Annotated in this window: 12 protein-coding genes and 1 other RNA gene; 1 reads left to right on the top strand and 12 read right to left on the bottom strand. The window is 46.9% G+C overall.

The features are described from left to right. Window positions 1-88 precede the first annotated feature (88 nt). The 6 genes from MAF46_RS05880 to MAF46_RS05855 all read right to left on the bottom strand — a co-directional run bounded on the left by MAF46_RS05880 (window position 89) and on the right by MAF46_RS05855 (window position 8,951). Window positions 89-1,201, bottom strand: coding sequence for a phosphatase PAP2 family protein (locus MAF46_RS05880; RefSeq protein ID WP_032839596.1), 1,113 nt, complete (start codon window positions 1,199-1,201; stop codon window positions 89-91). A gap of 247 nt (window positions 1,202-1,448) precedes the next feature. After that, window positions 1,449-3,215, bottom strand: coding sequence for a hypothetical protein (locus MAF46_RS05875; protein ID WP_060785729.1), 1,767 nt, complete (start codon window positions 3,213-3,215; stop codon window positions 1,449-1,451). Window positions 3,216-3,397: 182 nt separating this feature from the next. Continuing rightward, a complete protein-coding gene (locus tag MAF46_RS05870) occupies window positions 3,398-5,119 on the bottom strand; it encodes a CAP domain-containing protein (RefSeq protein WP_060785728.1) in 1,722 nt (573 codons plus the stop codon). A gap of 481 nt (window positions 5,120-5,600) precedes the next feature. Further along, a complete protein-coding gene (locus tag MAF46_RS05865; RefSeq protein ID WP_230953883.1) occupies window positions 5,601-6,773 on the bottom strand; it encodes a hypothetical protein in 1,173 nt (390 codons plus the stop codon). Between the two features lie 759 nt (window positions 6,774-7,532). Beyond that, an RNA gene (ffs, locus tag MAF46_RS05860) (signal recognition particle sRNA small type) lies at window positions 7,533-7,629 on the bottom strand. 179 nt (window positions 7,630-7,808) lie between these two features. Continuing rightward, a complete protein-coding gene (locus MAF46_RS05855) occupies window positions 7,809-8,951 on the bottom strand; it encodes an inositol-3-phosphate synthase (RefSeq protein ID WP_060785727.1) in 1,143 nt (380 codons plus the stop codon). 206 nt (window positions 8,952-9,157) lie between these two features. On the opposite strand from MAF46_RS05855, the gene MAF46_RS05850 reads away from it, so the two are divergent. Then, window positions 9,158-11,521, top strand: a complete 2,364-nt coding sequence (locus tag MAF46_RS05850) for a transglycosylase domain-containing protein (protein WP_060785726.1) — start codon at window positions 9,158-9,160, stop codon at window positions 11,519-11,521. A 76-nt stretch (window positions 11,522-11,597) separates the two neighbouring features. Here the strand turns inward: MAF46_RS05850 and MAF46_RS05845 are convergent, their stop codons facing one another. The 6 genes from MAF46_RS05845 to MAF46_RS05820 all read right to left on the bottom strand — a co-directional run bounded on the left by MAF46_RS05845 (window position 11,598) and on the right by MAF46_RS05820 (window position 25,240). After that, complete coding sequence (locus tag MAF46_RS05845; protein ID WP_032843127.1) at window positions 11,598-12,290, bottom strand: HAD family hydrolase; 693 nt, start codon at window positions 12,288-12,290, stop codon at window positions 11,598-11,600. 300 nt (window positions 12,291-12,590) lie between these two features. Next, window positions 12,591-13,199 carry a heat shock protein transcriptional repressor HspR gene (locus MAF46_RS05840; protein WP_004133347.1) on the bottom strand — a complete coding sequence of 203 codons (609 nt, stop codon included), beginning with the start codon at window positions 13,197-13,199 and terminating at the stop codon, window positions 12,591-12,593. Between the two features lie 70 nt (window positions 13,200-13,269). Beyond that, the gene (locus MAF46_RS05835) at window positions 13,270-14,313 is read right to left on the bottom strand and encodes a DnaJ C-terminal domain-containing protein (protein ID WP_060785725.1); all 1,044 of its coding nucleotides are present in this window, start codon (window positions 14,311-14,313) and stop codon (window positions 13,270-13,272) included. 224 nt (window positions 14,314-14,537) lie between these two features. Continuing rightward, window positions 14,538-15,380 carry a nucleotide exchange factor GrpE gene (grpE, locus tag MAF46_RS05830; RefSeq protein WP_060785724.1) on the bottom strand — a complete coding sequence of 281 codons (843 nt, stop codon included), beginning with the start codon at window positions 15,378-15,380 and terminating at the stop codon, window positions 14,538-14,540. Then, window positions 15,380-17,278, bottom strand: coding sequence for a molecular chaperone DnaK (dnaK, locus tag MAF46_RS05825; protein WP_020757717.1), 1,899 nt, complete (start codon window positions 17,276-17,278; stop codon window positions 15,380-15,382). The genes grpE and dnaK overlap by 1 nt, the downstream gene beginning before the upstream one ends. Window positions 17,279-18,052: 774 nt before the next feature. Further along, window positions 18,053-25,240, bottom strand: a complete 7,188-nt coding sequence (locus tag MAF46_RS05820) for an FIVAR domain-containing protein (RefSeq protein ID WP_060785723.1) — start codon at window positions 25,238-25,240, stop codon at window positions 18,053-18,055. Window positions 25,241-25,444 lie beyond the last annotated feature (204 nt).

Genomic DNA, 25,444 nt, shown 5'->3' with positions numbered 1-25,444 from the left:
TATCAGCATATACTCCTATATATACCACTTTACTTATTTTTTATTCAATTTTACTTATTTTTTTATTTAATTAGACGATAGTTTTTATTTAATTAGACGATAGAATCTTCAACAAATCACTTTCATCAGGCTTAATTTGCTCATCGCTTTTTGCTGAAGATGCAGGAAGCGTTGAAGATGCAGGAGGCGTTGGAGGCGCGCCGACTAATCCGAGCCTACTTAAAGGAGCAGCCGCGCATTGCTTAATAACCATTAAAATGCCGAACGTTATGCTACACGCACCTGCAACAGCCCAATATGTTAAAACGTGCGAAATGCCAATCGCCCATTTTGCGCCCAGCTCAATGCCTGGCATGATTTGATAAAACATGTATGCAAAATACGCTATGCAAATAACGCCCATTGTAATCATTGCAGTTCCAACAATTTGCACGCTTATAGACGACTTTCTGCGACCAGGCAAATCCATTGCAGAACCGCGCGTAAAAGCCATTACAATACAAGAGATCGCGCCTACTATTAGTACCGACATTACAACGTCTGCAGGCCTATGCCAGTGGCCTCCCATAAGTGCCACAGCCAGCAAAAACGTTATTAGCGCAGCTCCAGCCGCAGCCCACGCTCTAAACGCTCGAGACGATGCGCAAACAAGTATCGCGCAAGCAGCAGCCATTAAAAGAGTGTGGCCAGAAGGTGCGGAATTTTTTGCAAGAGTAGCAATGTTTACAAGCATTTGTCTAGGAAGAATGCGTTTTAATGGCTCTGCAGCAAGCGATAGCACGAATATTGCGCAGCATTGTGCAATCAGCAGCCATCGCTTTCTTATGATTGATATTATTAATGCCGCAACGCAAATTAGCGCAGATAAAACTATAACGATTATGGAACTTCTAAGCGGCGCTAAAATCGCGGCGAACGTTGGCGGAATGGCACTATATCCAAAAGTGCTGATTACCATTTCTTCGTACGATTGGCCGATTGACGTTCTAACGGCTAGAAGCCACACAAGAGCAGCAGATGCAGCAAAAACCAATGCGAATATAGCGCATAACACGATTGTTGATATTCTAGGGCGATTCATCAATGGATCGAGCTTAGAAATATCTTGATTAGCTGCGCTGCTTTGAGAGTTTTGGCTATTTTGGATATTTTCGCTAATATCGCTAATCTGGCTGCCTTCTAATAGACTCATACCAAGCATTTTATCAAACAACACTCCATGCGCTTTGACCGAGCTTGAAATTGCACAGCGCATTTCAAGCTCCTTCAAAGCGCTGAGCAGCTCAAAGCAGAAGCACTGCTTCTGCGCTGCGAAGACGTTAGCGCGCTTAGACCGCGCTAACGATTTTCCGCGCTTTTTAGCTCTAAACGGCGTGTCTAACAACAAAAAGCGGAAGACAACTCCGCTTTTCGTTGCTGATTTTGCCGTTAGAGCTACAAAAAGCAGACTACTGACCGTCTACAGCGTCGAAGTTGTAATCAAACGTAAAGTCACTTGGCGTCACGTTTGAATCAGAATCACTAGCTGGCGCTTCATCAAAACTTGGCGAGAAATCGAAATCAGACGAAGTCTCAGTATCCTCCGAAGGAGTCACGTCAAAGCTTGGCGTGAAATCGAAGTCCGAAGGAGTATCCTCACTTGGCGTTACATCAAACGAAGGAGAGAAGTCGAAATCAGAAGGAGTATAAGTATCCTCACTTGGCGTTACGTCAAACGAAGGAGTGAAATCGAAATCAGACGGAGTATCCTCGCTTGGCGTAACATCAAAACTTGGCGTGAAGTCAAAATCAGAAGGAGTCTCCTCAGACGGAGTCACATCAAAGCTTGGAGTGAAGTCAAAGTCAGAAGGCGTCACATCCTCAGAAGGCGTCACATCAAAGCTTGGCGTAAAGTCAAAATCAGAAGGAGTCTCCTCGCTAGGCGTCACATCGAAGCTTGGAGTGAAGTCGAAATCAGAAGGAGTATCCTCAGAAGGCGTCACATCAAAACTTGGCGTGAAGTCAAAGTCAGAAGGAGTCACATCAGGAGTCACATCCGAAGGAACAGGCTCAGGCTCAGGCGTAACATCCGAAGGCGTGCTCTCATCGTCAGACGCAGCAATCGCGGCGCCACGCGAAATATCACCAACGCTCTCGCCCTCTTTATCAACATTTATTGTGGTCCATCCAAGCTGCCTTCCGTCATCGCCTACAAGCAAAAGCGTATACAAGCCGTGGCAGCCTTCTGGAATTGAAACACTAACAGTCGAATCATCAGAATAACTTGGATTATTACCTATAAGCATATTCCTGCTATTCGAAAAATCCCCGTCAGTCAACAATACTGGTTTTTCGCCGTATGCATCCTCAGAATCGTCTACACTGCCCTTATAGAGGTATGCGCAAGCAAGAATAGGATGCGACAATACTATTCTTCTTGTTTTAAACGTAACTAAGCTAGGCATTCCAGCTTCTGCACCAACGATTTTATCTAAGACTAAGTTGCCTTTTAAGTCTGGATTAACATCACTCAACGACGCAGGTGCTGGAACAATAAAGTCATCAACATTATCAAAACGTGACTCAAAGCCATTTAAGTACGAAAGATCATAATTGCCAAACTTAGATTTTGTAGGAGTTGGATCCACAAAACTGTTTGACTTTGGATTTTGCATGCCATCCGTAAGAACACGATTCGAATATGCAATTCCAATATATGTCTGCATAGTAGTTCTAATAAAAGAACGCATATCTTTTGTAAGATTTTTGTATGCTTTCTTCAACTCTTCTGGGCTTTTAGCTGCATCAATATGCTTCCAGTTCTTTTCAAGCAAATACCAATCATAATTCGAAAAATTACCAATAAGCCTATAACGATAGTCACACTTTCTAATTTCCTCTTTTATTGAATTAAGAAGCTTTTCGCTAGCAGCATCAAGCTTGCCAGTTTTACTTGCCATTCGCGTATTGTTAGATGCCATCAACATGTCGTAGTACAGCTGGAATGCAAACCCTTCCTCTCCCATTGGATTCTTATCCACATTGCCATTCTTATAGATAAGACCAACGCCATCCGTTGTGCCATAAAGCTTTGCAAGGTTAACATTCGTGCTTCTTTGAACACTTGCGTACGAGTCAGCAAACGCAGGCGCGCCCGCAATAAAGCAAGGAGCCGCCATCGAAAGGCCTGCTACCACTAACGCAATCTTTTTTGCGACTAAAGTTTTATTTTTCATAATATTCTTTCTTTTCTTATCTACGATTTTTGATACGATAACGCTTTTGCGCTCCGAATTGGAAAATCGTTAGCGCGGTCTAAGCGCGCTAACGTCTTCGCCGCGCGTAAAGTCCACTGGACTTTACGCTTAAGCGGCTCAGCGCTTTGAAGGAGCTTGAAATGCGTTATGCAATTTCAAGCTCAGTCAAAGCGCCGAGCGTCTACAGCGTCGAAGTTGTAATCAAACGTAAAGTCACTTGGCGTTACATTTGAATCAGCGTTTGAATCAGAATCACTAGCTGGCGCTTCGTCAAAGCTTGGCGTGAAATCGAAGTCTGAAGGAGTATCCTCACTTGGCGTCACATCAAAACTTGGAGTGAAGTCAAAGTCAGAAGGAGTATAAGCATCCTCACTTGGCGTTACGTCAAAGCTTGGCGTGAAGTCAAAGTCCGAAGGAGTATCCTCGCTAGGCGTCACATCAAACGAAGGAGAGAAGTCAAAATCAGACGGAGTCACATCAGATGGCGTCACATCAAATGAAGGCGTGAAGTCAAAGTCCGAAGGAGTATCCTCACTTGGCGTCACATCAAAGCTTGGCGTGAAATCGAAGTCCGAAGGAGTATCCTCAGACGGCGTCACATCAAAACTTGGCGAGAAATCGAAATCAGAAGGAGTATCCTCAGACGGCGTCACATCAAAACTTGGCGAGAAATCGAAATCAGAAGGAGTATAAGTATCCTCAGACGGCGTCACGTCAAAGCTTGGAGAGAAATCGAAATCAGAAGGAGTCTCCTCACTTGGTGTAACGTCGAACGAAGGAGAGAAGTCAAAATCTGGCGTCACATCAGAAGGAGTATCCTCGCTAGGAGTCACGTCGAATGAAGGCGTAACATCATGCTCAACACCTGGCACATCAGAAGGAGTCTCCTCAGACGGCGCAGGCGCAGGCGCAGGCGTCACGTCACTTGGCGTCTCCTCGCTTGGCGTCACATCATAAGGCTGCCCATTAATGTATGCATTAATAAGCTTTTGGTACTCGTCCAGCGTAAATGGCGCCTTATTTCCTTCCAAGTAGCTAGCTGGAACAGCTTCCCAAGATATAACAGTGCCGTACTCGTTGCTAATGTTTCCGCTAGTAAGACCCATTGCCGTAAGCGTTGGATGTATAAAGTTTAGGTAGTGGCCAACCTCAAGATAATGCTTCGATCTTATTTCTTTATCAGACACGCCCTTAGCTATAAAATCATCGTACTTGGCTTTTTCGTTAGTAACCCACATTTGCATTGCACCAGTCATGGTATCCGTGGTGGTTCCGCCGTCGTAGGTTCCATCACCATATGAACCCCAAGCCAAATTCTCAAAAGTCTTATAGTGTCTTGCGTGGTCAAAAATATTGGCAGAATAGAACGCGTCATTTATTGCTACTGCCGTCGTATAAAGACTTACGCCAAGAGGATTAAGCCCACGACTCTTGCGATACTCGTTAATCGCGCGCATATACGATATTGAATTATTCAAGCGAGTAATGTTATCTGGAGAGTCTTCGCCGCTATTAAGCTTTACTTTTGAATCGTACCAGTCTGGCTTTTCTGTAAAACCATGCAATATGGCAAAAGCTTTAGCTGCATCATCGCGCTGAGCTTGCGTAAGGGATTGATTATCCATTACGCTTGCAAAAAGCCCGCTAGCAGTGCTTTTTGCGCTAGTGCTATCGTAACTGGTTGCTGGGTGAGCGTAGCTAGATACTGTTACATCGCTAGCAAAAGCGGTGTTTGCAGTAGCTCCAAACATAGAAACCGCTGAACCAGCCAAAATTGCGGCTACGGTTGCAGCGGTGAATTTTTTAGAAAATGAACTGAAAGAGTTGTTAGAAAATGAATTGAAAGCCATTTTTTCGGCAGATTTTGGAGTTTGCTTTTTCATGGATTCTCTCTTTTACTATAGGGGTTTACTATAGGCTTTTGCTATAAGACCTTTGCTATGAGACCTTCGCTATAGGCTTTTACTATAGGATTTTGCTACAGGCCTTTTCTGCAGAGACAAATAACAAAAAAGCTTTCGGCTTTGAATGCCCCTAGTAGCAAACAAAACCGAAAGCAACACGCTCAACACCTAAAACACACTATCTAACGTTAGAACTCCAAGAAGAAAGAAAATTAATAGCAAATCAGAGCTTAAACAATTAGTAGGCATGTAATTGGCATATCAGCAAGGCGCTTCCCTACAAAACCCCTTACCAACCGTTGAGCGCAAGTATAAACGCTCTTAAATTTCGAGCCGGGGCATTTATCTAGCTGCGCAATTAGCAACGCGATTAACAATGCGATTAATAATTACTACTAAGCGCATCAATCGCAATGCTTAAACTACGCAGCTAGACAAATTTAGTTTTTACGCTTTTAGCTTAGTGACGAGCCTTGCGAACAGCAGCACCCATGCCAGCGAGCATGGTGGCAGCCAAAGCGGTCAAAGTTACGCCAACACCAGTACCAGGCAACTTCTTACCGCCATCCTTCTTCTTCTCAACCACAGTGGTCTTAGCACCAGCAGCACCATTGGCACCAGTCTGACCCTGCTTACCAGCGCCAGTCTTGCCAGCCTGGCCTGGCTTTACAGAACCTGGGGTAACGTGAGAAACGCCTGGCTGGTAGTTAGCAGCAAGTGGCTCTAAGTCATCTGGCAAAGCGTAGCCAGCAACCAATGAGGCGTCCTTAGCCTTAGCAGCTTTGAATGCACCCTTGTAAGCAGCCCAAGCCTTCTTAGCACCAGTAAAGGCCTTAGTAAACTCGGTCTTAGCATCGTTGAAAGCCTTAACAGCGTCGGCCAAATCTTCCTTAGCGTCCTTAACAGCCTTCTCAAGCTGAGCAAGCTCAACCTTATCAGCCTTGGTAAGCTCGTCATGAGCAGTCTTGAAACTTGCAAGAGCAGCATTTGCGCCATCAAGCTTGGCCTGAGCAGACTTGACTTCAGCGTATGCAGCATCGTACTTGGCGTAAGCCTTCTCGAGCTTGCCGTTAGCGTCGTCGAAATCAGCGCTGGTCTTTACCAAAGCAGCCTTAAGAGTGGACACAGCTACTTCAACTTTTTCTTCTGGCTTGTAGTTGGTAAGAGCAGTCTGAGCAGCAGTCAAGGTCTTAGCAGCTTCTTCAGCGGTCTTCTTAGCAGCAGTAACGGCATCAGCTGTAGTCTTAACGTCAGACTGCTTCTTCAAGAAATCGTCAAGAGCAGTTTGCTGAGCTGTGGTCAAAGCAACAGAATCATCCTTAGCATATACATGGGTTGTTTGATCTTCCTTAGCGCCAGTAACTTTAGCTGCATCCTTCTTAGCAGTATCCCAAGCATCGGAAGCCTTCTTAGCAGCTTCTTCAGCGGTCGTCACAGCCTTATCAGCATTGTCCTTAGCAGTCTGAGCGTCCTTAACAGCCTTCTGAGCCTTCTCAAGACCAGTAAGTTCCTTTTCAGCTTCCTTCTTAGGAGCTTCAGTCTTATCAGCAGCGAATGCTGGGGTTGCCATTGCAAAGCCAGCAAGCAAAGTTGCGCCAGCAGCGAAAGCGGCGATAGCCTTCTTATTCATCATTTTATTTCCTTTCTTCTTCTCCCCCACTCGCAAAGCGAACAACTCGCAATGCGGCGAGGAAAATATAAAACGCGCGTTCACGCATTCCACCAACGGTTATCCACCGTGTGATGTTGCTATTAACATACCCCCCCCCCGTTTGAAAAAGTCAAGCCCCAGCCACACGTGCTAAACCGAAAAAAATGATGTTATACACAAACTAATCCACAATAAAGGCCACATTGCCGTAAAATTTGTGGATAAACAACACTTAAACCGTAAAAATACGCATTTCAAGGTTTTTGAAGAATTTTCCCAGCTTTTTTTAAGGAAAGGATTCCGCGCGTGTCGCGGAACAAAAACTGTAGTGCGTTTGTACTGAATTCCAGCGTTTTTGTCGTTCGCGCAGATTAGCTGCGCGAACGTCTTCGCCGCACGTAAAGTCCACTGGGCTTTACGTTTGAGCGGCTCAGCGCTCCGAGTTGCCTTCGCGCGCTACGCTTTAAGCGCTCAGGCAGGTCGTTGCGCAAACACACTACACAAACACACAAAACCGTAGTGCGATTGTACTGAATTTTGGTGTTTTTTGATACAAACGCACTACAAGGCAAGTCGTCGTTCGCACGGATCAGCCGTGCGAACGTCTTCGCCGCCGTAGAAGCACACCGTGCTTCTACGCTAAGCGGCTCAGCGAGTCGAGGTGATTTCTCACGCATTATGCAGCTCGAAATCGTCGATTCGCGCTACGCTCTAAGCTCGAATGCAGGTCGTCGCGCAGAATACAGAAAACCCCCGCGCACCCACCAGAGGCCACTTACCCTTGCTGCATTCCTGCCCTGGGGGGATTGGGTGACGTAGTGCCACGCGGAGGCTCTACCTATATTACACGATTCTGTATAAAAGTCGAGCGCGAATCGCAAGCAACCGACGAAAAGCCAAGCGAATGCCTAACGCAAGTCAATCACAAGTCGCAAGCAGCCGAAGATGGAGCGCGCAACAATACGCATAACTAGACACAATCACAAGTCGGAAGCTTCCGCAACATTAGGCGCATCGCTAAGCGCGCCACACGCTTTTGCCGCTCTTCTTTGCATCCTCAACATCTGCATTAAGCTGAGACTCATCTGCCTCAACATCTCCATTAATATAGCGCTCAACAAGTTCGCGCGCCTCGCCATCTTCATGCTGAACAGCTGGCGACTTCATAAAGTAAGAGCTAGGAGCCAAAATCGGCCCCGAAAGCTTGCGATCCAACGCAATCTTCGCCGCGCGCACAGCATCTATAACAATGCCTGCGGAATTAGGCGAATCCCACACCTCAAGCTTGTACTCCAAGCTAAGCGGAACATCGCCAAAAGTGGTGCCCTCCAAGCGCACAAACGCAAACTTGCGGTCGTCAAGCCAAGCAACATAGTCCGAAGGGCCAATGTGCACGTTGTGGTCATCCATATCGTGCGGAACAATCGAAGTAACCGCGCGCGTCTTAGAAATCTTCTTCGACTCAAGCCTAGAGCGCTGCAACATGTTCATAAAGTCCATATTTCCGCCAACATTAAGCTGATAAGTGCGGTCTAAACGCACTCCTCTATCTTCAAAAAGTCGTGCCATAACGCGGTGCGTAATCGTAGCGCCAACCTGGCTTTTAATATCGTCGCCAATAATCGGAACTCCTGCATCGCGGAATTTTTGCGCCCAAACTGGGTCGGAAGCAATAAAAACAGGAAGGCAATTTACAAACGCGCATCCAGCTTCCATAGCTGCCGTAGCATACGCCTTGTCTGCCTGCTCGGAGCCAACTGGCAAGTAAGACACAAGCACGTCTACATGCAAATCGCGCAAAACTTCGGCAACATTTACAGGCTCTTCTTTAGATTCGTCAATCATTTGCTTGTAGTAGTCGCCCAAGCCATCGTAAGTAGGGCCGCGCTGCACTGTAACGCCAAGATTAGGCACGTCTGCAAAGCGAATCGTGTTGTTTTGCGAAGCATAAATCGCCTCGCTTAAGTCATGACCAACTTTTAACGAGTCAACATCGAAAGCGGCTACAAACTCAATGTCTCGCACGCGATATTGCCCAAAAACAGCATGCATTAATCCTGGAATTTTATCGCCATCATTGGCATTCTTGTAGTATTCAACGCCCTGAACTAACGACGAAGCACAATTGCCAACACCGGCAATGGCAACGCGGATACTCATATAAACTCCTTAACAAAAATCATCGGCACAAAAACGCCGCACTAATACACTTTTATAATACTAGCTTTTACAAATATTACATACGATATTGCATATGATTGAAACGATATTACATATGATTACATATGGCTAAAATTCCTCATTACGCATGATTACGCACGATTACATATGGTTAAAATTCCTCGCCAAGCGCTAACTTGGATTGTATGGTTGCAAATAGTAATGGACGAAATTCGCACTCTTCTAGCCAAAGGCGCACTATAAGAAGCGCGGGCGATGGCACTGGAGCTGGCGCTGGCGCTGGCGCGCGCACAAGGCGACCACACAACCGCTCATACAATCAACAATACAATCGCAGAAGCCACAGAAGAATCCAAAAAAACTTTAGAACAAAACATCCGATTATTTTTTGGGCGCTAATCGTAATTTTTACGCCAATAATCCTTGGAATTTTAACGGTTGCGTGGATGTACGTAACAACAGACATTCCGCAGCCAGACAAAATCGCAATGGCGGATAAAACAAAGGTTTACTACGCGGATGGAAAAACGGAAATCGGCAGCTTTGCAGAGCAAAATCGCGAAATCATAAATTGCTCCGTTCTAAAACCATATGTTGGAAACGCAATAATCGCAAGCGAAAACAGGTCATTCTACAAAGACGGCGGAATTGATCTTAAGGGAATTGGGCGCGCAATAATCCACAACGTAACGTCTAAAGGCAGATGGGGCGGCTCTACGATTACGCAACAATACGCGGAACGCTACTATCTTGGCGAAACAAAAACGTATTTAGGCAAGCTGCACGAGGCCATTCTTGCGCTAAAAATCGCGCAAACACAAGACAAAAACACCGTGCTGTGCAATTACATGAACACGATTTATCTGGGCCGCGGAGCGTACGGAATCCAGGCGGCAGCAAAAGCGTACTTTGGCGTGGAAGCGAAGGATCTTACGCTATCTCAAGCGGCAATGCTGGCTGGAATAATCCCTGCGCCAAGCAGCTGGGATCCTGCAATCATGCCTAAAGAGGCGAATATGCGATTCAAGCGCGTGCTAAGAATCATGCTTAAAGACAAGTACATTACAAGCGAAGAATACAAAAACGCAAAAATGCCGCAAACCATTAATCAAACCAAGCAAAACATGTACGCAGGGCCGCAAGGATACCTTTTGCAAATGGTTCGCAGCGAGCTTACAAGCGGCGGCGCGTTTACAAAAGAAGACCTAGACACAGGCGGATACCGCATTATTACAACAATCGACAAAGCTAAGCAGGATTTAATGTTTAACGTTGCAAGCCCGACTGCTGGCGCGCGCGGAATTACGCCGCAAGGAGTGCAAACGGGCGCAATGAGCGTAAATCCTAAAGATGGGTCGATTATATCTGTGTATGCAGGCGACGACTACCTTTCTAAGCCGCTAAATAACGCCACTCAAGCGCTTTACGAGCCTGGAAGTACAATGAAGCCGTTTGCGCTGATTGGCGCGATTCAGGCTGGAACAAACCTAAACACGCTGTTTAATGGAAATACAGGGCTAAAGTTTAAGGGAATCGAAAAGCCTGTAAACAACTTTGCAAACACAAATTGGGGAATGATCAACCTTTATAAAGCAACAGCAAACTCTGTGAACACGCCATTTATGGCTTTGCAAGAAAAGCTTGGGCAAAAAGGCGTGGCAAATACGGCTGTTATGGCTGGTCTAAACGCGCAGCGCGTTAACGGCAAGAATCCGTTTACTGTTCTTGGAAACGACCCCGTGCATATTAGTGAGATTGCGCGCGCGTATTCGACGATTGCAAACCAGGGTCGCAGGCCAGATTTGCACATTGTTTCTAGCGTTAAGAACCCAGACGGCAAAGAGTTTTATAGGGCGCCGACCGTTGGAAAACAGGTGTTTGCGGCGGCAGACATGGCGCTTGCTATTAAGGCCATGCAAGGCGTTGTACAATACGGTACTTCGCCAGAGGTTAGAGGCGTTGGAAAGCCGATTGCTGGAAAGTCGGGAACCGCTAACGATGCTTCGGCGTGTAGTTTTGTTGGATTTACGCCAAGCGTTTTGACCGTGTTTGCTATTTGGAATCCAGATGCGCAAGGAAATCCTTTGCCTGTGCCAACTTTCCGCGGATACCCTGGAGGAATCGGATATTCGGCGCATTTGTTTACGCGATACATGCGCGCGGCTCTGGCTGGAACGGCTGCGGAAAAGTTCCCAGAGGCTAAAGATAACGGCAAAATTGGAGGTGTTGACGGCACTTGGGGGCTTGGCGGAAGCAAACGCGACTTTGCTGACGACGATAGCAGCGAAAATAAAGAAGATAGCAAAGATAAAGATAAAGCAGATAGTGCAAGTGGCGCAAGTGGCGCTAATAAGGAAGATAGTTCTAGTAGTGAAGATCGTGCGAATGGCGCAAATGGGTCGAATGGGTCTGGCGAGAATGGGCCGAATAACGGGAACGGCTCGGCTGGCGGCGGCACTACTAGTGGCGGAAGCGCAGGCGATGGGTCTGGCGCGGCATCATCTTCTGGAGAAAGCGGAACTACACAAACGCAAAGCGGCAGCGATTAATCGCGCTACAAACTTCCGCTTTTTGTAGCGATTCACAGCGTGTCGAACAACAAAAAGCGGAAATAGTTGACGTATATTACTGCGCAATGCGCTCAATAACGTAGCGCTCAAGCGCTTGCGGCGTAAGGTCTTTATATCCGTCTAAGTCCGCAAACTGAGGCCCGTCGCTAACGTCTAAGTTAGAGTACGCTCTTTGCGCAAGAGTCGTAGCTCCCGAAGCTGCAGCCGACTTTAGCCCTGCAAACGAATCCTCAATCGCAATGCAATACTTCATGTTTTGCGCGCTAATGCCAAGCAATCTGCCTGCCGCTAAATACGGCTCTGGGCTTGGCTTTGTAGGGTATCCGTCGTCTCCGCAAATAAAACCAGCGAAGGCACCTTTAGGCGCATGATCCACAATATTTTCAACAAGTCGCCTTGGCGAATTGCTCACTAAAATCGAAGGGATTTTTGCGTCGGCAAGCTTTTGCAAAAGATCTAGAACGTCTGGCACCCATGGAACTTCCACGCTCTCGCGCTCTGCAACGTAGTCCACCATAGCATTGCCGATTTCTTCAACGCCCATCTTTGTTCCGCGCGCAATCATAGCTTCGGCAACGTCTTTTAACGAGCCGCCCGAGTATTGCCACGCAAGCTCTTCGCTCCACTCGCCGCCATGTTCTTTTGCGATTTTAATCTCGGATTCATGCCAATACGGCTCGGAGTCGATTAGCGTTCCGTCCATATCCCAAAAAACTGCTGCCAGCTTGCGATTTGCCGCAGCTGCCATCTCAATTGCCGATTTTTCTGCAGCTAACTCTGTCAATGCATTTTCCTCGGTTGCGCTCGTTACCATTAATCCCCTTTATATTCTTATACACTTATGCACTTATACACTTAAGTGCTACTTAGATTACGCACTTATCCACTTATGCACTTATTGGCGCATATGATTTTGCGATTATCCACATATCCACCATCTATTTAAGCATTTGACTAGTATTTAGAAAAATCTAAACTAATGTTGGCGTATGCACTTGTTGATATAGGCGCAGGCGCTTGTTTACGTAGGCGCTTGTTAGCGTAGGCGCTATAGCCCAAACGCGCGCCACAAAACAATCGACTTATCGTCTTCTAAATCATTGCTTGCATAATCATTGTATTGCGAATAGCCATTCGCGCCTCTTGAATAAGAAGACGGCAACTCGCGCTGAGGCACACGAATATCTCGGCGCCAATCCTTTGCGCGCTGCGAGCGCTGAACTTCCACAATATTCCCGTCTGCACTCGCTGCAAAAATGTTTCGCTCCGCACTCGCCGCCTCGTCCACCAAGCGCCTCACTTGCCTTTTAAGCTGGCGATTTTCTTCTTGAAGCTCCAAAATCCGCATTATTCCAGCAAGATTCACGCCGTTTTCTTGGCTCAGCTTTTGCGTTTGCACAAGCCTATCTATGTCTCTAAGCGAGTATCTTCTGGCTCCGCCTTCTGTGCGCTGCGGCATAATCAATCGCAATCTATCGTATTGCCTAAGCGTTTGCGGATGCGTGTCGGTTAGGTTGGCTACGTAGCTTACTGTAAAAATCGGCATGTCGATTTTAAAGCCCACTTCGTCCGCGCCGTCAAGCGTTGCATTTCCGCGCACTAGCGCCACTGCACACATCTCATACAGCGCCCTAATTTGGCGATCCAACCTAGCCATTACTTTCCTTTCTACACGCAAACGCTATTCTACGAGCAAACACAAAACGCAAACGCTAAGCGATTTGTTGCTATGCGCGCAAATCCTTCACTTCTTGCTCGTAATCTTCGCCACACGCCTTTTCAAACTCTTTTGCAGCATGTTTTACAGCCATTGTTGACTTTTTTGGAACATGTATTTGCGCAATTCCAACAAACGCGCCGTTTTTGCCTGGCACGCCTGCTCCCTCTACGCGTATTCTGTTGCCGCTCGAAGTTCCAGATGGCACCTTAAACACAATCGGTTCGCCGTCTACGTTTTTAAGCGTGACTTTTGCTCCGTGCACAGCTTCGCTTAAGGTGAGCGGCAAAGTGGCTACTAAATCGCATCCTTCAATCGAGAATTTCTCCGACTTTTCCACTTGCACTTGCAAGTACATGTCTCCAGAAGCGCCGCCAAACTTTCCTGGCTTTCCCTTTGACTTTAGGCGGATTTTTTGCCCATCTTTTACGCCTGCAGGAATATGTGTTTTGAACGATTCTCCGCCCGATCGAAGCGAAACAGTAGCGCCTTTGAACGCCTGCTTAAAGGTTAGTTTTATAGCCGTTGTAATGTCTTCGCCGCGTTCAGGCGTGTTTTGTGGAGCAGATTGGGCAGATTGAGCATACTGACCATACTGCCCGTAGTCTGCACCGCCAAATCCTGCTGCCGATTGCGCGCCAGCGCCGCCCGTAAACATGGAGAATATGTTTCCAATGTCTGGACCCGCGCCGCCCGTGGAAAATCGCACGCGTGAGCCGCCGCCCATTGGCGATCCGCCAAACATCGATGAGAAAATGTCATTAACTCCGCTTGCGTCGAATCCGCCTGCGCACGTTCCTCCAGCGAATCTTGCTCCGCCTGCGCCAAACTGGCGAATCGCGTCGTAGCGAGCGCGCATCTGCTTATCTTTCAAAACGTCGTACGCTTCGGATACGTCTTTGAATTTTTCTTCTGCTTCTTTAGTTTTGTTTAAGTCTGGGTGATATTTTCTAGCGAGTTTTCTGTACGCTTTTGTAATTGTGGCTTCGTCGGCATCTTTGGAGACTCCGAGAACCTTGTAAAAATCTTTGGCTAGCCATTCATTCTCAGCCATTTAAGCTCCTTTTTCTTTGAGCCACTGGCATTTATCTAAACAACTTATATCTAAATAACCTACTCGCGCTGACTGTTTAGAATCTAAACCGACAACACGAGTAGGCATGGGATTTGCAAGTAAACGTTTGATTGCAGCGAGTGAGCTAAACAAGCGATGACATTAGTGCTGACACTAAAGATGTTTCACGCATTGTTTCACGATGTTTCATTCTGCGCACACTGCTATGCATTGCTTGGAGACGCCACTACGACTCTCGCCGCGCGTATAACGCGATCGCCAATCCTGTAGCCCGACTCCACAACAACGTCAACCGTTTCCTTCGTAGCATTCGCATCTGGCTTGTGTAGAATCGCATCGTGCTTTGTTGGGTCAAAGTCTTCGCCCTTTTCGCCAAACTTTTCTACGCCAAACTTTTCAAACGCCTTGTCTAATTTTGCGGCCACAGCTTTGAACGAATCGTCCATTGCGCCGTGTTCGCGAATCCTATCAATGTCGTCTAAAGCTGGCAATAAAGCCGTAAGCACGTCTGTTATTCCATGCTGCCTGAACCGATCTTGCTCCTTGGCTGCGCGGTTGCGGAAGTTGATGAACTCTGCTCGCTCGCGTTGCAACGCTTCCAAATAATCCGCCGCCTCTTTTTTGGCTTTGCCAAGAGGTGTTAAGGAATCGTCTTCTTCGCTGCTTTGAGCATCTGCAGAATTGCTATTTTCTTTAGATTTACGCGCGTTAGATTCATCTGCGGTTGCTTGCGATTTTTCAGTTGCGGCGTCTGCGCTAGCGGCCGCGTCTTGCGTTGCACAATCCGCAGCACAATCCGCCGCAGCATCACTAGCCGCATCACTCGCCGCGTTATTCACCGACGCATCGCTAGCAGCTGCAGCGTGCTTCGCTTCATGCTTTGCCTCATGAGCTTCCTCATGCGCTGCACCCTGCGCCGCAGCGCCATCTGCAGCGCTATAGGCCGCATTATCGGCCGCGCTAGCAGACGCCGCACGCGAATCGCCAGAATCCGAAGGCACGTCTTCCAAACCACTCAAGTAGTCGTTGGCGTTAAACTCGGACATTACTTGTTATCCTTATCGTCCTTGTCGTCGTCCACCACTTCGGCGTCAACCACGTCGTCATCTTTAGAGGCACCTGCATTTGCATCAGATGCAGCACCAGCACCAGCCTGAGCTCCCGCAGCACCTGCAGCGCCAGCCGCACCCTGCTGAGCGTAAAGCTGCTGACCAATCTTTTGCGCAGACGTCATAAGCTCGCTTTGCGCGCTCTTAATCTTCTCAAGGTCATCACCCTTCAAAGCTGCCTTCAAAGCATTCACCTTTTCGGTAACTTCCTTAGAGATTTCGTCGGAGAGCTTATCCTTATTGTCGTTCACAAGCTTTTCAGTCTGGTAAGCGAAGGACTCTGCCTGGTTGCGAGTATCCGCTTCTTCCTTGCGCTTCTTATCTTCTGCTTCGTGAGCTTCCGCTTCCTTAACCATGCGATCAATCTCGTCCTTTGGCAAGCCAGAACCGCCCGTAATCGTCATGGACTGTTCCTTGCCCGTTCCCTTATCTTTAGCGGAAACGTGCACAATGCCGTTAGCGTCAATATCGAAAGTCACTTCGATTTGTGGAACGCCACGAGGAGCTGGAGCAATACCCGTCAACTCAAAAGTGCCAAGAGGCTTGTTATCGCGCGCAAACTCACGTTCGCCCTGGTAAACCTGAATCAAAACGGATGGCTGATTGTCTTCTGCAGTAGAGAACACTTCGGATCGCTTAGTTGGGATTGCGGTGTTACGCTCAATAAGCTTTGTCATAATTCCACCCTTGGTTTCAATGCCCAAAGAAAGTGGAGTTACATCAATAAGCAGAACGTCTTTGCGGTCTCCCTTAATAACACCCGACTGCACAGCTGCACCAACAGCCACAACCTCATCTGGATTCACGGACTGGTTAGCTTCCTTACCGCCCGTAAGCTCCTTTACAAGTTCCTTGACGGCTGGCATACGAGTAGAACCACCAACAAGCACCACGTGATCAATCTGGCTTACGGAGATGCCAGCGTCGGAAAGCACGTTGTTAAATGGCGTACGGCAACGACCGAGCAAGTCGGAAGTCATTTCCTCAAAGTGAGCACGAGTCAAAGTCTCATCCAAATGCACTGGAGTTCCGTCAGGAGTCATTGCCAAGTACTGCATAGAAATTGAGGTAGATGTTGAAGAGCTAAGCTCCTTCTTTGCCTGCTCAGCAGCCTCCTTCAAGCGCTGCAAAGCAATCTTATCCTTGCTCAAATCAACGCCATACTTGTTCTTAACTTCGCCAACAAGCCAGTCAATAATCTTCTGATCCCAGTCATCGCCACCCAAGTGGTTATCTCCATTAGTGGCCTGCACCTGGATTGTGGAGAAGCCGTCATCATCCTTACCGATCTCAAGAAGCGACACATCGAAAGTACCGCCGCCCAAGTCGAACACCAAAATGCGCTCGTCTTCCTTGCCTTTTTCGAGGCCATAAGCCAATGCTGCAGCAGTTGGTTCGTTAATAATACGCAGCACGTTCAAGCCTGCAATCTTACCTGCATCCTTAGTTGCCTGACGCTGAGCATCGTTGAAGTATGCTGGGCATGTAATAACGGCATCGGTTACTGGCTCGCCAAGGTAGGCTTCTGCATCTCGCTTTAGCTTCATCAAAACCTGAGCGGAAATCTCCTGAGGAGTCCACTTCTTGCCATCAATCTCAACAGACCAATCCATACCCATATGGCGCTTTACGGAGCTAATCGTGCGGTCAACGTTAGTAACAGCCTGACGCTTAGCGACTTCGCCAACCAAGATTTCTCCCGACTTGCTGAAAGCCACCACGGACGGTGTTGTACGCGCACCTTCTGCGTTAACAATAACTGTTGGGCTGCCGCCTTCAAGCGTTGCAATGCAGGAGTTCGTTGTTCCTAAATCAATACCTACTGCGCGTCCCATAATATCTCCTAGCTATCTTATCTATGTACCTTTTAATCTATGTACTCAAATTCTTGGCAGCCAGCCTTGCGACTAGCCGCTTTTTCTTTTTACAAAACTTGAGTCTAACACACTCAAGTTATTAAAGTCAAGCATTTTTGCGCGCGTTTCGCAAAAACTTAACACTCTCCCACTCAAGTTTTTAACCTATTTATATAAATTACGCCGAGCACGCTAGAGATTCGAGATTTTTCTTGTAGTGCGTTTGTATCAAAAAACGCCAAAATTCAGTACAATCGCACTACATAAACTCATATAAATTACGCTAAGTGAGGTAGAGATTCGAGATTTTTCGCAGCGGATGAAGCGAACCTCAGCATCTTTGATGGTGATTCGCTGAAGCAGCAAGAAAAATCGAGAATCTCAGGCGATGAAAATCACGCAAAAGTTCTAGATATCCAGAAGGTTTGATGTATTTCTCTACGAGCAATAAAAGAGGAGCGTAGCGACGGGACTTGCGAGGAGAGAAATACTCAAACCTCTCGCAATACCAAGTAAAGGCGTGAGCGCGGTCTAAGCGAAAAGGCAGGTCCTGTCGCTCGCGCGTTACAGCGCGCTCACGTCTTCGCCGCGCAGAAGCAGTGCTTCTGCTTTAAGCGGCTCAGCGCTCCGAATTGCCTTTTCGCGCTACGCTTTAAGCGAAAAGGCAGGTCGGAGCGCAAGCCATTTTGTGCATTCACACTATAAAACAAAATGTGAACGCTTTTTTAAGGAACGCTACTAGAGCGCAAACTTTTATCTACTTGAGTGCTTACGGCGCTTAGCAGACACTCCAAGTCCTGCCAGCCCAACAAACACAGCAGCGAACGCGCTTAACGTTGCGGAATCAACGCCAGTTTGCACTCCCATGTTTCCGCGCAAGTTGCTGCCCTTGTTTGCCTTTGCAGCATTAAGAGCCGCACGAGCTGCACGAAGTCGCATAGTCGCAGCTTCAACCTGCTCCTGTGTAGCATTCGGGTCAGCGAGCACGCGACGAGCGTTTTCTAGAGCATCATTAAACTCCTTAATCACGCTTGCGTCTACAAGTGCACCCTTCGTGCCCTTAGCGCCATTCGCTGTGCCATTGGCAACGTCCGCAAGCGCGCCATTCACTTCGGCATGCAACATAGACTTATCAACCGCATTCGCATTCGCGTTGTTTGCGCCTGCGCTGCCGCCATCGGAATCGTCGCCACTACCCGAACCAAGCGAGTTGTAGAAGTCAAGTATCCTCTGCTTTATAGCTTGCAACTTTCTGAGCGCTTCATCAACCTGCGCCTGGGTAGCATTCGAATCCGCGAGCACAGCATTTGCTTCGTTCAGCGCCTTGTTGTACTCAGCTATATCCTTGCCATCTGCAATCAAGAACGGAATAGACTTGCGGAATTCAGGGTCATTGTCCTTCTCTTGGTAGAGCTTGTTCTTATCCGTCTTGTAGCCATCCGTAAGCTTAGACTTAGCATCCTGGAGTTTCTTCAAAGCATCATCAACCTGCTTCTGCGTAGCATTCTTATCGCCAAGAACCTTATTCGCATCCTCAAGCGCCTTCTTATAGGCCTCAAGATCCTTCTTAGATGCGTCATCACCCTTAGCTTGAGCGTTTACATACTCAGGCGTCTTGGTGAAGTCGCCATCTTTATCAGCTTCAGACTTCAACTTAGAAGGATCAGTCTTGTAGTCGTCAGTAATCTTCTTCTTGGCGGCTTTCAAGGCGTCTAGAGCATCATCAAGCTGCTTTTGAGTTGGAGCCTTCTCGCCTGCTGGGAGATCAGTCTTTGGCTTACCAGTAGTACGATCAAACTTATCAAGGAGCTTCTTAGCTGCGTCAAGAGCTGTCTTGTAGGCCGCCATATCGTCATTGTCTTTGCCGTTTTCACCCTTCTTAGAATCGGCGTTCTTGAACTCAGGCGTATTCTCAAACGTGGTATCGCGCTGGTCGTCGTCGCCGTCCTTAGACATGTCGACTTCTTCTTGCAAGTCGTGCGGATTGGTCTTGTAGTTAGCAAGAATCTTGTCTTTGATTTCCTTAAGAGCCTTTTGAGCCTCGTCAACTTGGGCTTGAGTTGGGAGCTGATCCTTTGGAACGTCAACTTCCTGCCCATCCTTCGTGACCTTACCATCGTTCTTGTCGATGAGTTCCTTAGCCTTTGCTAACGCTTGTTCATACGCTACCAGGTCATCAGGCTTCTTGCCATCCTTAGTCTTGCCTTGAAGATTTGCAAATTCAGTTGATTCTTCAAACTTTGGAGTACGCGCAGTGCCATCCTCGTTTTTATCATCAACTTCATTTTGGAGCTTTTCAACTTTTGTCTTGAACTTGTCGTCAATGTCCTTCTTAGCTTGCTTCAAAGCTGCAAGAGCATCATCAACCTGCTGTTGTGTTGGACGATCTGCTGGAGCAGCATTTGGATCGGGGTTCTTAACCTTGTTGATGAGGTCCTGTGCAGCCTTAAGCTTCTCGTTGTAAGCGTTCAGCTTTGCAGTCGCATCATTATCGCCATCATTCGACTTTGCGAGTGCGTTCTTGTATGGAACAGACGCCTCAAACGGAGGAGTTACAGGCTTGCCGTCTTGATCCTTATCACCGACTTCACGTTCAAGCTTAATTGCATCAGTCTTATATTTCTTAGCAATATTGTCTTGAGCGTCTTTCAGCTGTTTAAGCAGCGCGCTTACATCTTTTTGGGTTGCTTTTTTCTTCCAATCTTCGTCATTAAGCTTTTCGGTAACTTTCTTCAGAACATTATCGAAGCCAGTTTGCTCACCGTCTTTACCCAAGTCATTTGTAGCACCTTGGTCACCAGCAGCCTTCTTAGCAACAGCATTTTGATACTCAGGCGTCTTCTTGAAGTCGCCACCTGCAAAGTCTTTAGCAGAAGTCAACGGCTCAAGATTGGTCTTGTAGTTGTCTTCAATCTGTTTCTTAGCCGCTTTCAGAGCATCAAGCGCATCGTTAATTTGTTGCTGCGTTGGATGCGAACTGTTCACTGCAGCTGGATCTGTAGGATTAGCAGCCTTTACAAGTTCGCGAGCCTTCTTGAGAGCTTCTTTATAAGCAGTAACGTCTGCATTTTCATTACCATCGCTTGTCTTAGCTTTAGCGTTCTTGAACTCTGGCGTATTCTCAAAGTCGTTTTCAGTAACAGCAGGAGCACCCTCTGGAGTAGACTTATTAATTTCTGTCTCAAGATCAGTAGTAACAGTCTTATAGTTATCCTCAAGCTTCTTGCGAGCTGCATCGAGAGCCTTCAGTGCGTCGTCGATTTCTTTTTGAGTTGGCTGCGCGTCTAGTGGCGTGTCTTTATCATCATGCTTCTTCAAAAGCTCCTGAGCTTTTGTCAAAGCTTCATCATACGCCTTCTTATCTTCAGCGGCCTGTTTGTTCTTCTGTTCATCCGGCTTGCCATCAGCAGTTAAGAAGTGAGGATCAGACGCATTGCGATACGCATCAGAAGTTTGCGTGCCTTCTGTAGGCGCAGCACCATCTGTAGAGCCGTGCTTCTTTACGCTTTCTTTGAGCTTAGTGGTGTCGGTGTTGTAGGCATCGAGAGCTTTGCGAGCATTGTCGAGGTCGGCCTTGGCGTCGTTGATTTCCTTTTGCGTTGCATCAGGCTTCTTGAGCAATTCCTTAGCGGCCTTCAAAGCTTCGTCGTAAGCAGTCTTTGCGGCAGATGCTTTGTCGTTCTTATCAGTGTCAGCAGTCGTACCATCTTCGCCCTTATAGTCAGGATTTTCCGTATTCTTATACGCAGGGGTCTGCTTGGTATTGTCGTCCTCGTTAATCGACTTAATCAGCTCGTCGGTCTTAGTCTTAAACGTATCCAAGCCTTTAACGGCATCATTAAGCTTTGCGAGGAGCTTTGTTACATCCCTATTTAAAGGCTGACCCTTAGCGTGCGCTTGCAACTTCTTAAGCGCATCTTTGTTGGTCATGTCAATATCTTTATCTGGAATAACGGACTCTGGGATTTCGTTACCGTCGTCACCCTTATCCTTATCCATTTGGTCATTGAAGGCTTTTTGCAACTCCTTAAGCGCATCATCGTACGCTTTCTTTGCCTTAGCTTCGTCAGAATTTGGATCAGTATTTGCAGACGCATTTTTATATGCTGGGCTATTAGTAATGGCCAAACTCTGAAGCAACGCCGCTGAAATCTTACTGGTGTCGGTTGCATACTTATCGATGACCTTACGGGCTTCGAGAAGTTGCGCCTTAACCTTGTCAACCTTGTCTTGTGTGACAGTACTCCCCTGCTGCTTGGTCTTAGCCATCAAGTCTTTGGCAGCATGGTACGCGTCGTTATAGGCTTTGAAGTCTTTCTTGGCCTGCTCGTCGCCTGCTTGCGCTTTATCAAACGCGTTGAAATACGCAGGCATCAAATAACCACTAAAGTTGTCGGCAAGTGCTTCGCCGAGGCTCTTGTTGTCGGTGGCATAAGTATCGGCATGAAGTGCCTTTTCAGCATCTTCAAGCGCCTTCTTAGCGTCCTCAACGTCTTTCTTGGTAGCCTTGTCGTCTGCAAGAACCTGCTTAGCCTTTGCTAGTGCCTGATCGTAATTGTTAATTGCGTCTCTTGCAGCTCCATCATTATCATTATCAGCCTTAGCCTTCGCATTCTTGTAGAACACGCTTTGCTTAGACTCATCATCTGGCTTCGGATTATCGAAGCTTTTTTGAACGGCAGCGTCAAGGGGAGCCTTGTCGGTTGCGTTCTTGTCGAGCGCATCCTTAGCGTCCTTAAGCTTCTTGATAGCCTCGTTGACTTCCTTCTGGGAAGCGTTGGGGTCAGCAACTACTTTTTGGGCTTCAGCAACAGCCTTGTCGTATGCGTCGCGCTCTTCCTTGCTCGAGTTTTGGTAGGTTGGATCGGCAGTCTTAAGCTTATCTTCGCCTTGCTTATCAGCATCACCCGTGTTTACCTTACCATGCTGAGCGATGGCATTATTCAACTCATCCTTGTTGGTGGTGAAGTCGTTAAGCTTGTTGCGTGCAGCATCAAGCTTAGCCTTCGCATCGTCGACAGCCTTTTGCGTGGCGTTCTTGTCGTCCTTTACCTTATTGGCTTCATCAAGAGCCTTGTCGTAATCTGCCTTGGCTTTTTTAGCTGCCTCATTTCTTTCAGTGTCATCAGAACCGTCGGCCTTCTTGAAGTCAGGATCGCTTACGTTCTTGAACTGGTTCGTTGCTTGCGTACCAGTTGCGGCAGTACTACCTTCTGCAGCCTTACCATTAGCATCAATCGACTCCTTCAGCCCGTCCTTGTTGGTGTCAGGACCATCAAGCTCGGCGCGTGCCTTATTAAGGTTAATCGTAGCGTTATCGATTTGCGCCTTCTGCTCTTCGGTAAGGTCTTTTTCTTGCTTGTCCTTTACCGTGTCAAGCAAGTCCTTTGCAGTCTTTAATGCCTTATCATACGCCTCTTTCTTATCAGCAGACGCGTTGTAGTACTTAGCCTCGGTTGGAGTCTTCTTATCGTCAGCAAGCTTGTGCTCGTCAATCGACTTAGAAAGGTCATCCTTCTTATGATTCGTCTGCGGCACAAAGATAACGTTAATTGCCTTTGCTGTATTGCCTGGATTGCGGCCTTGCTCCAGATAAACATGCTTATAGTATGTCATTGCATACGGCTCAACAAACAGACGCGCCTTGAAAATCTTGCCCTTTTTAGCAGCCACCGTTACAGAGCCAGCCTCTGTATCCCATGAATACGAACCAGCATCTGATAAATTATCACCGAGGTCTACGTCAGAATTAGAAACTTTCTGAACTCCCTGCCAATAAGCGCTGTTCATATTGCCAAGCGTAAGTTCAGTTGTCGGCTCGTTATCTTGCAGCACATAGTGCATATGCGACTTGCGCCCGTTATTCCCTGTACCTTCATAGGAAAGCTGCTCGCCGCCAGTAAGGTCGCGCAAACCAGCTTGCTTGTCCTTTGGCGTAGCCTTCAGCAAATTAAGAATCTTATTTGTATCAAACTCTTCTGCTTTAGTTGGATCGTAACGGTAGATAATAGTGGTCTTCTGATCATTACTCCAAGAAATACCTTCGTCGGTATCGCGACCATCAATCTTAGTCTTAGTCCAAGTAACGTCGTAATCCGTACGAATATTTGGAAGCTTGGTGAGCTTGCTCTCTTTTACATTAGATGTAAACTCAGCAACTGACTTGTCAGTCTTGATCTTAACGGTAATCTTGTTTTCCGCCTGACCGTTCGAGATGCCCTTATTAGAGTCACCAGTTGCAGTAAGATCGCCCTTCAGATACTCAAGCGTAATCTGATCTTTGCTGGTAAGACCAAGCTCTTTATTGTCTTTGTTAGCTTCAAAAATAGCTGTCTTAATGCGGTCAAGTTCAGCGTTTGAGTACCCAAGTGGATTAGCAACAAAGACTGCCTTATCGCCAGTTGGAACAGTAACATCCTTTTCTTCAAGCTTCTTCAACACAAGGTCACGCAAAGCAATCTTAGGAGCGTCCGCAGCATCCACTCCGTCGAAGTTGATTACAGCTTCGCCCTTATCGTTGAAGGTGACTTTGTCTTCCGAAACGTGATTAAGGTGCGCAAGCTTACGCCTAATCTCCGTTTTTACCTCATCGGACACGCTTGACAGATCTTCAACAGTTGGCTTGTCGATGCGATCATCATAGCGTGCAACCGTAAGCGGCAAATCATCAGAAGTATAACCCGTGTCGGTTATGAGATGAGTTTTAAGGATTCGTACCGTAGTTATATAAGTTGTTTCAGTAGCACCCTGTTTAGATGTTGTTGTATTAAATTTAGTAATATCAGTTGGTGTGTATGCACGCTGATCGTTAATAATTACCTTGTTTTCAGCGGTATCTGGCGTGTTGGTGAACGTTTTGGCGGCTTCATTGCGCACACCAACGCCTTTAGATGTGCTTGCAGCTGTAATCTGATCGCGAATTGATTTTTTACCAGTTGCTTCTGTAGGAGCATCTAAGGCAGCCTTAAGCTTATCTTGAATTTGTTGTGCGGTAAGTTCTTCGTTATACTTCAGCACAATTGAGCCAGCTGTTTTAGGCGGAATAAGTGTTGCCGCACGCACAATATTCGTCTTATACAGCACTACTGTTTTACCGTCTTTATCTGTACCGTACACATAAATGCAGCGGTTTGCAGAGTAGCTTTCTCCACTCTTAAGATTGCCATCTCTATAAAGCTTGGTCATGGTAAGCGTAGCTGTACCATCATTGTCTACTTTAAATTCGTATGTACCTGAATATGACTGATGCTCGTTTACAGCAGCAGCATCGGAATAATATTCAAGGAACTTTCTACTTTTAGTATTATCAACAGTATTACCATCAGATGGGAAAATTGCTACTTTGGTAATGGTGCTGCCATCTGTTGGTTTTGCAAATTTAAAGGTTACGGATTGGTTTTGCCCCTTTTCAATGTACACATTGTCGGAAGAACCCCATGCGTACATGTTTGGGAGCGTGTCTTTTGTTTCTTTTGAAATCGTTATCTCACCGTTAACTGTTGCAGGTGCAGGTGTAGCTGCGCGATCCTGGACAAGATTTGAGCCAGCTGGAGCTTCTGCAGGAGTGCTATCTGCAGCCTGCTTATCAGTCTTACCTTCAGTATTATCAGCGTTTACTACAGTCTGATTATCCTGCTTCTTAACCTCAGTCTGCTTATTCTGATTAGTCTCACCAGCCTGCTTCTTAGAATCATCCTTCTTAGCAGTTAAATCCTGCGCATTTGCAGACGTAGAAGTATCAACAGGCGCAGAAGTAGCATCCGCAGCCATTGCAGGAGTTGCTCCAAAAGCAATTGCCGCGCCAGCAATCACGCCAGCAGCACCAGCCGAAAGAGCAGCCACCTTACGCATATCAACAGCCTTTGTAACACCATTGTTAGCTGCAGAATCCAATGCATTCTTTGCAATCTTGTTTGCGTGCTTACCAGATTTTGTAGTCATTTTCCTCTTCTTTCTATTAGAACAAATAGTCAAAAAGTTTTGAACGCTCTAACCACGAGTGACAAAAAGTCATAAGCTCTAAAAGTAGTTATTTAATTTTCAATAGCGTGCAACTATAAAGAAGCAGCAATCTTTAACAAGTCATTATAACATTTAAAGAATATTTTTGACACTACATAAACAAATGTTTATAGCTTTTGGGGA

The organism is Gardnerella pickettii, assembly GCF_029226345.1.
GTDB lineage: Bacteria > Actinomycetota > Actinomycetes > Actinomycetales > Bifidobacteriaceae > Bifidobacterium > Bifidobacterium piotii.
Note: the sequence above shows the minus strand (reverse complement) of the source record. Positions and strands in the feature narration are given on the sequence as shown.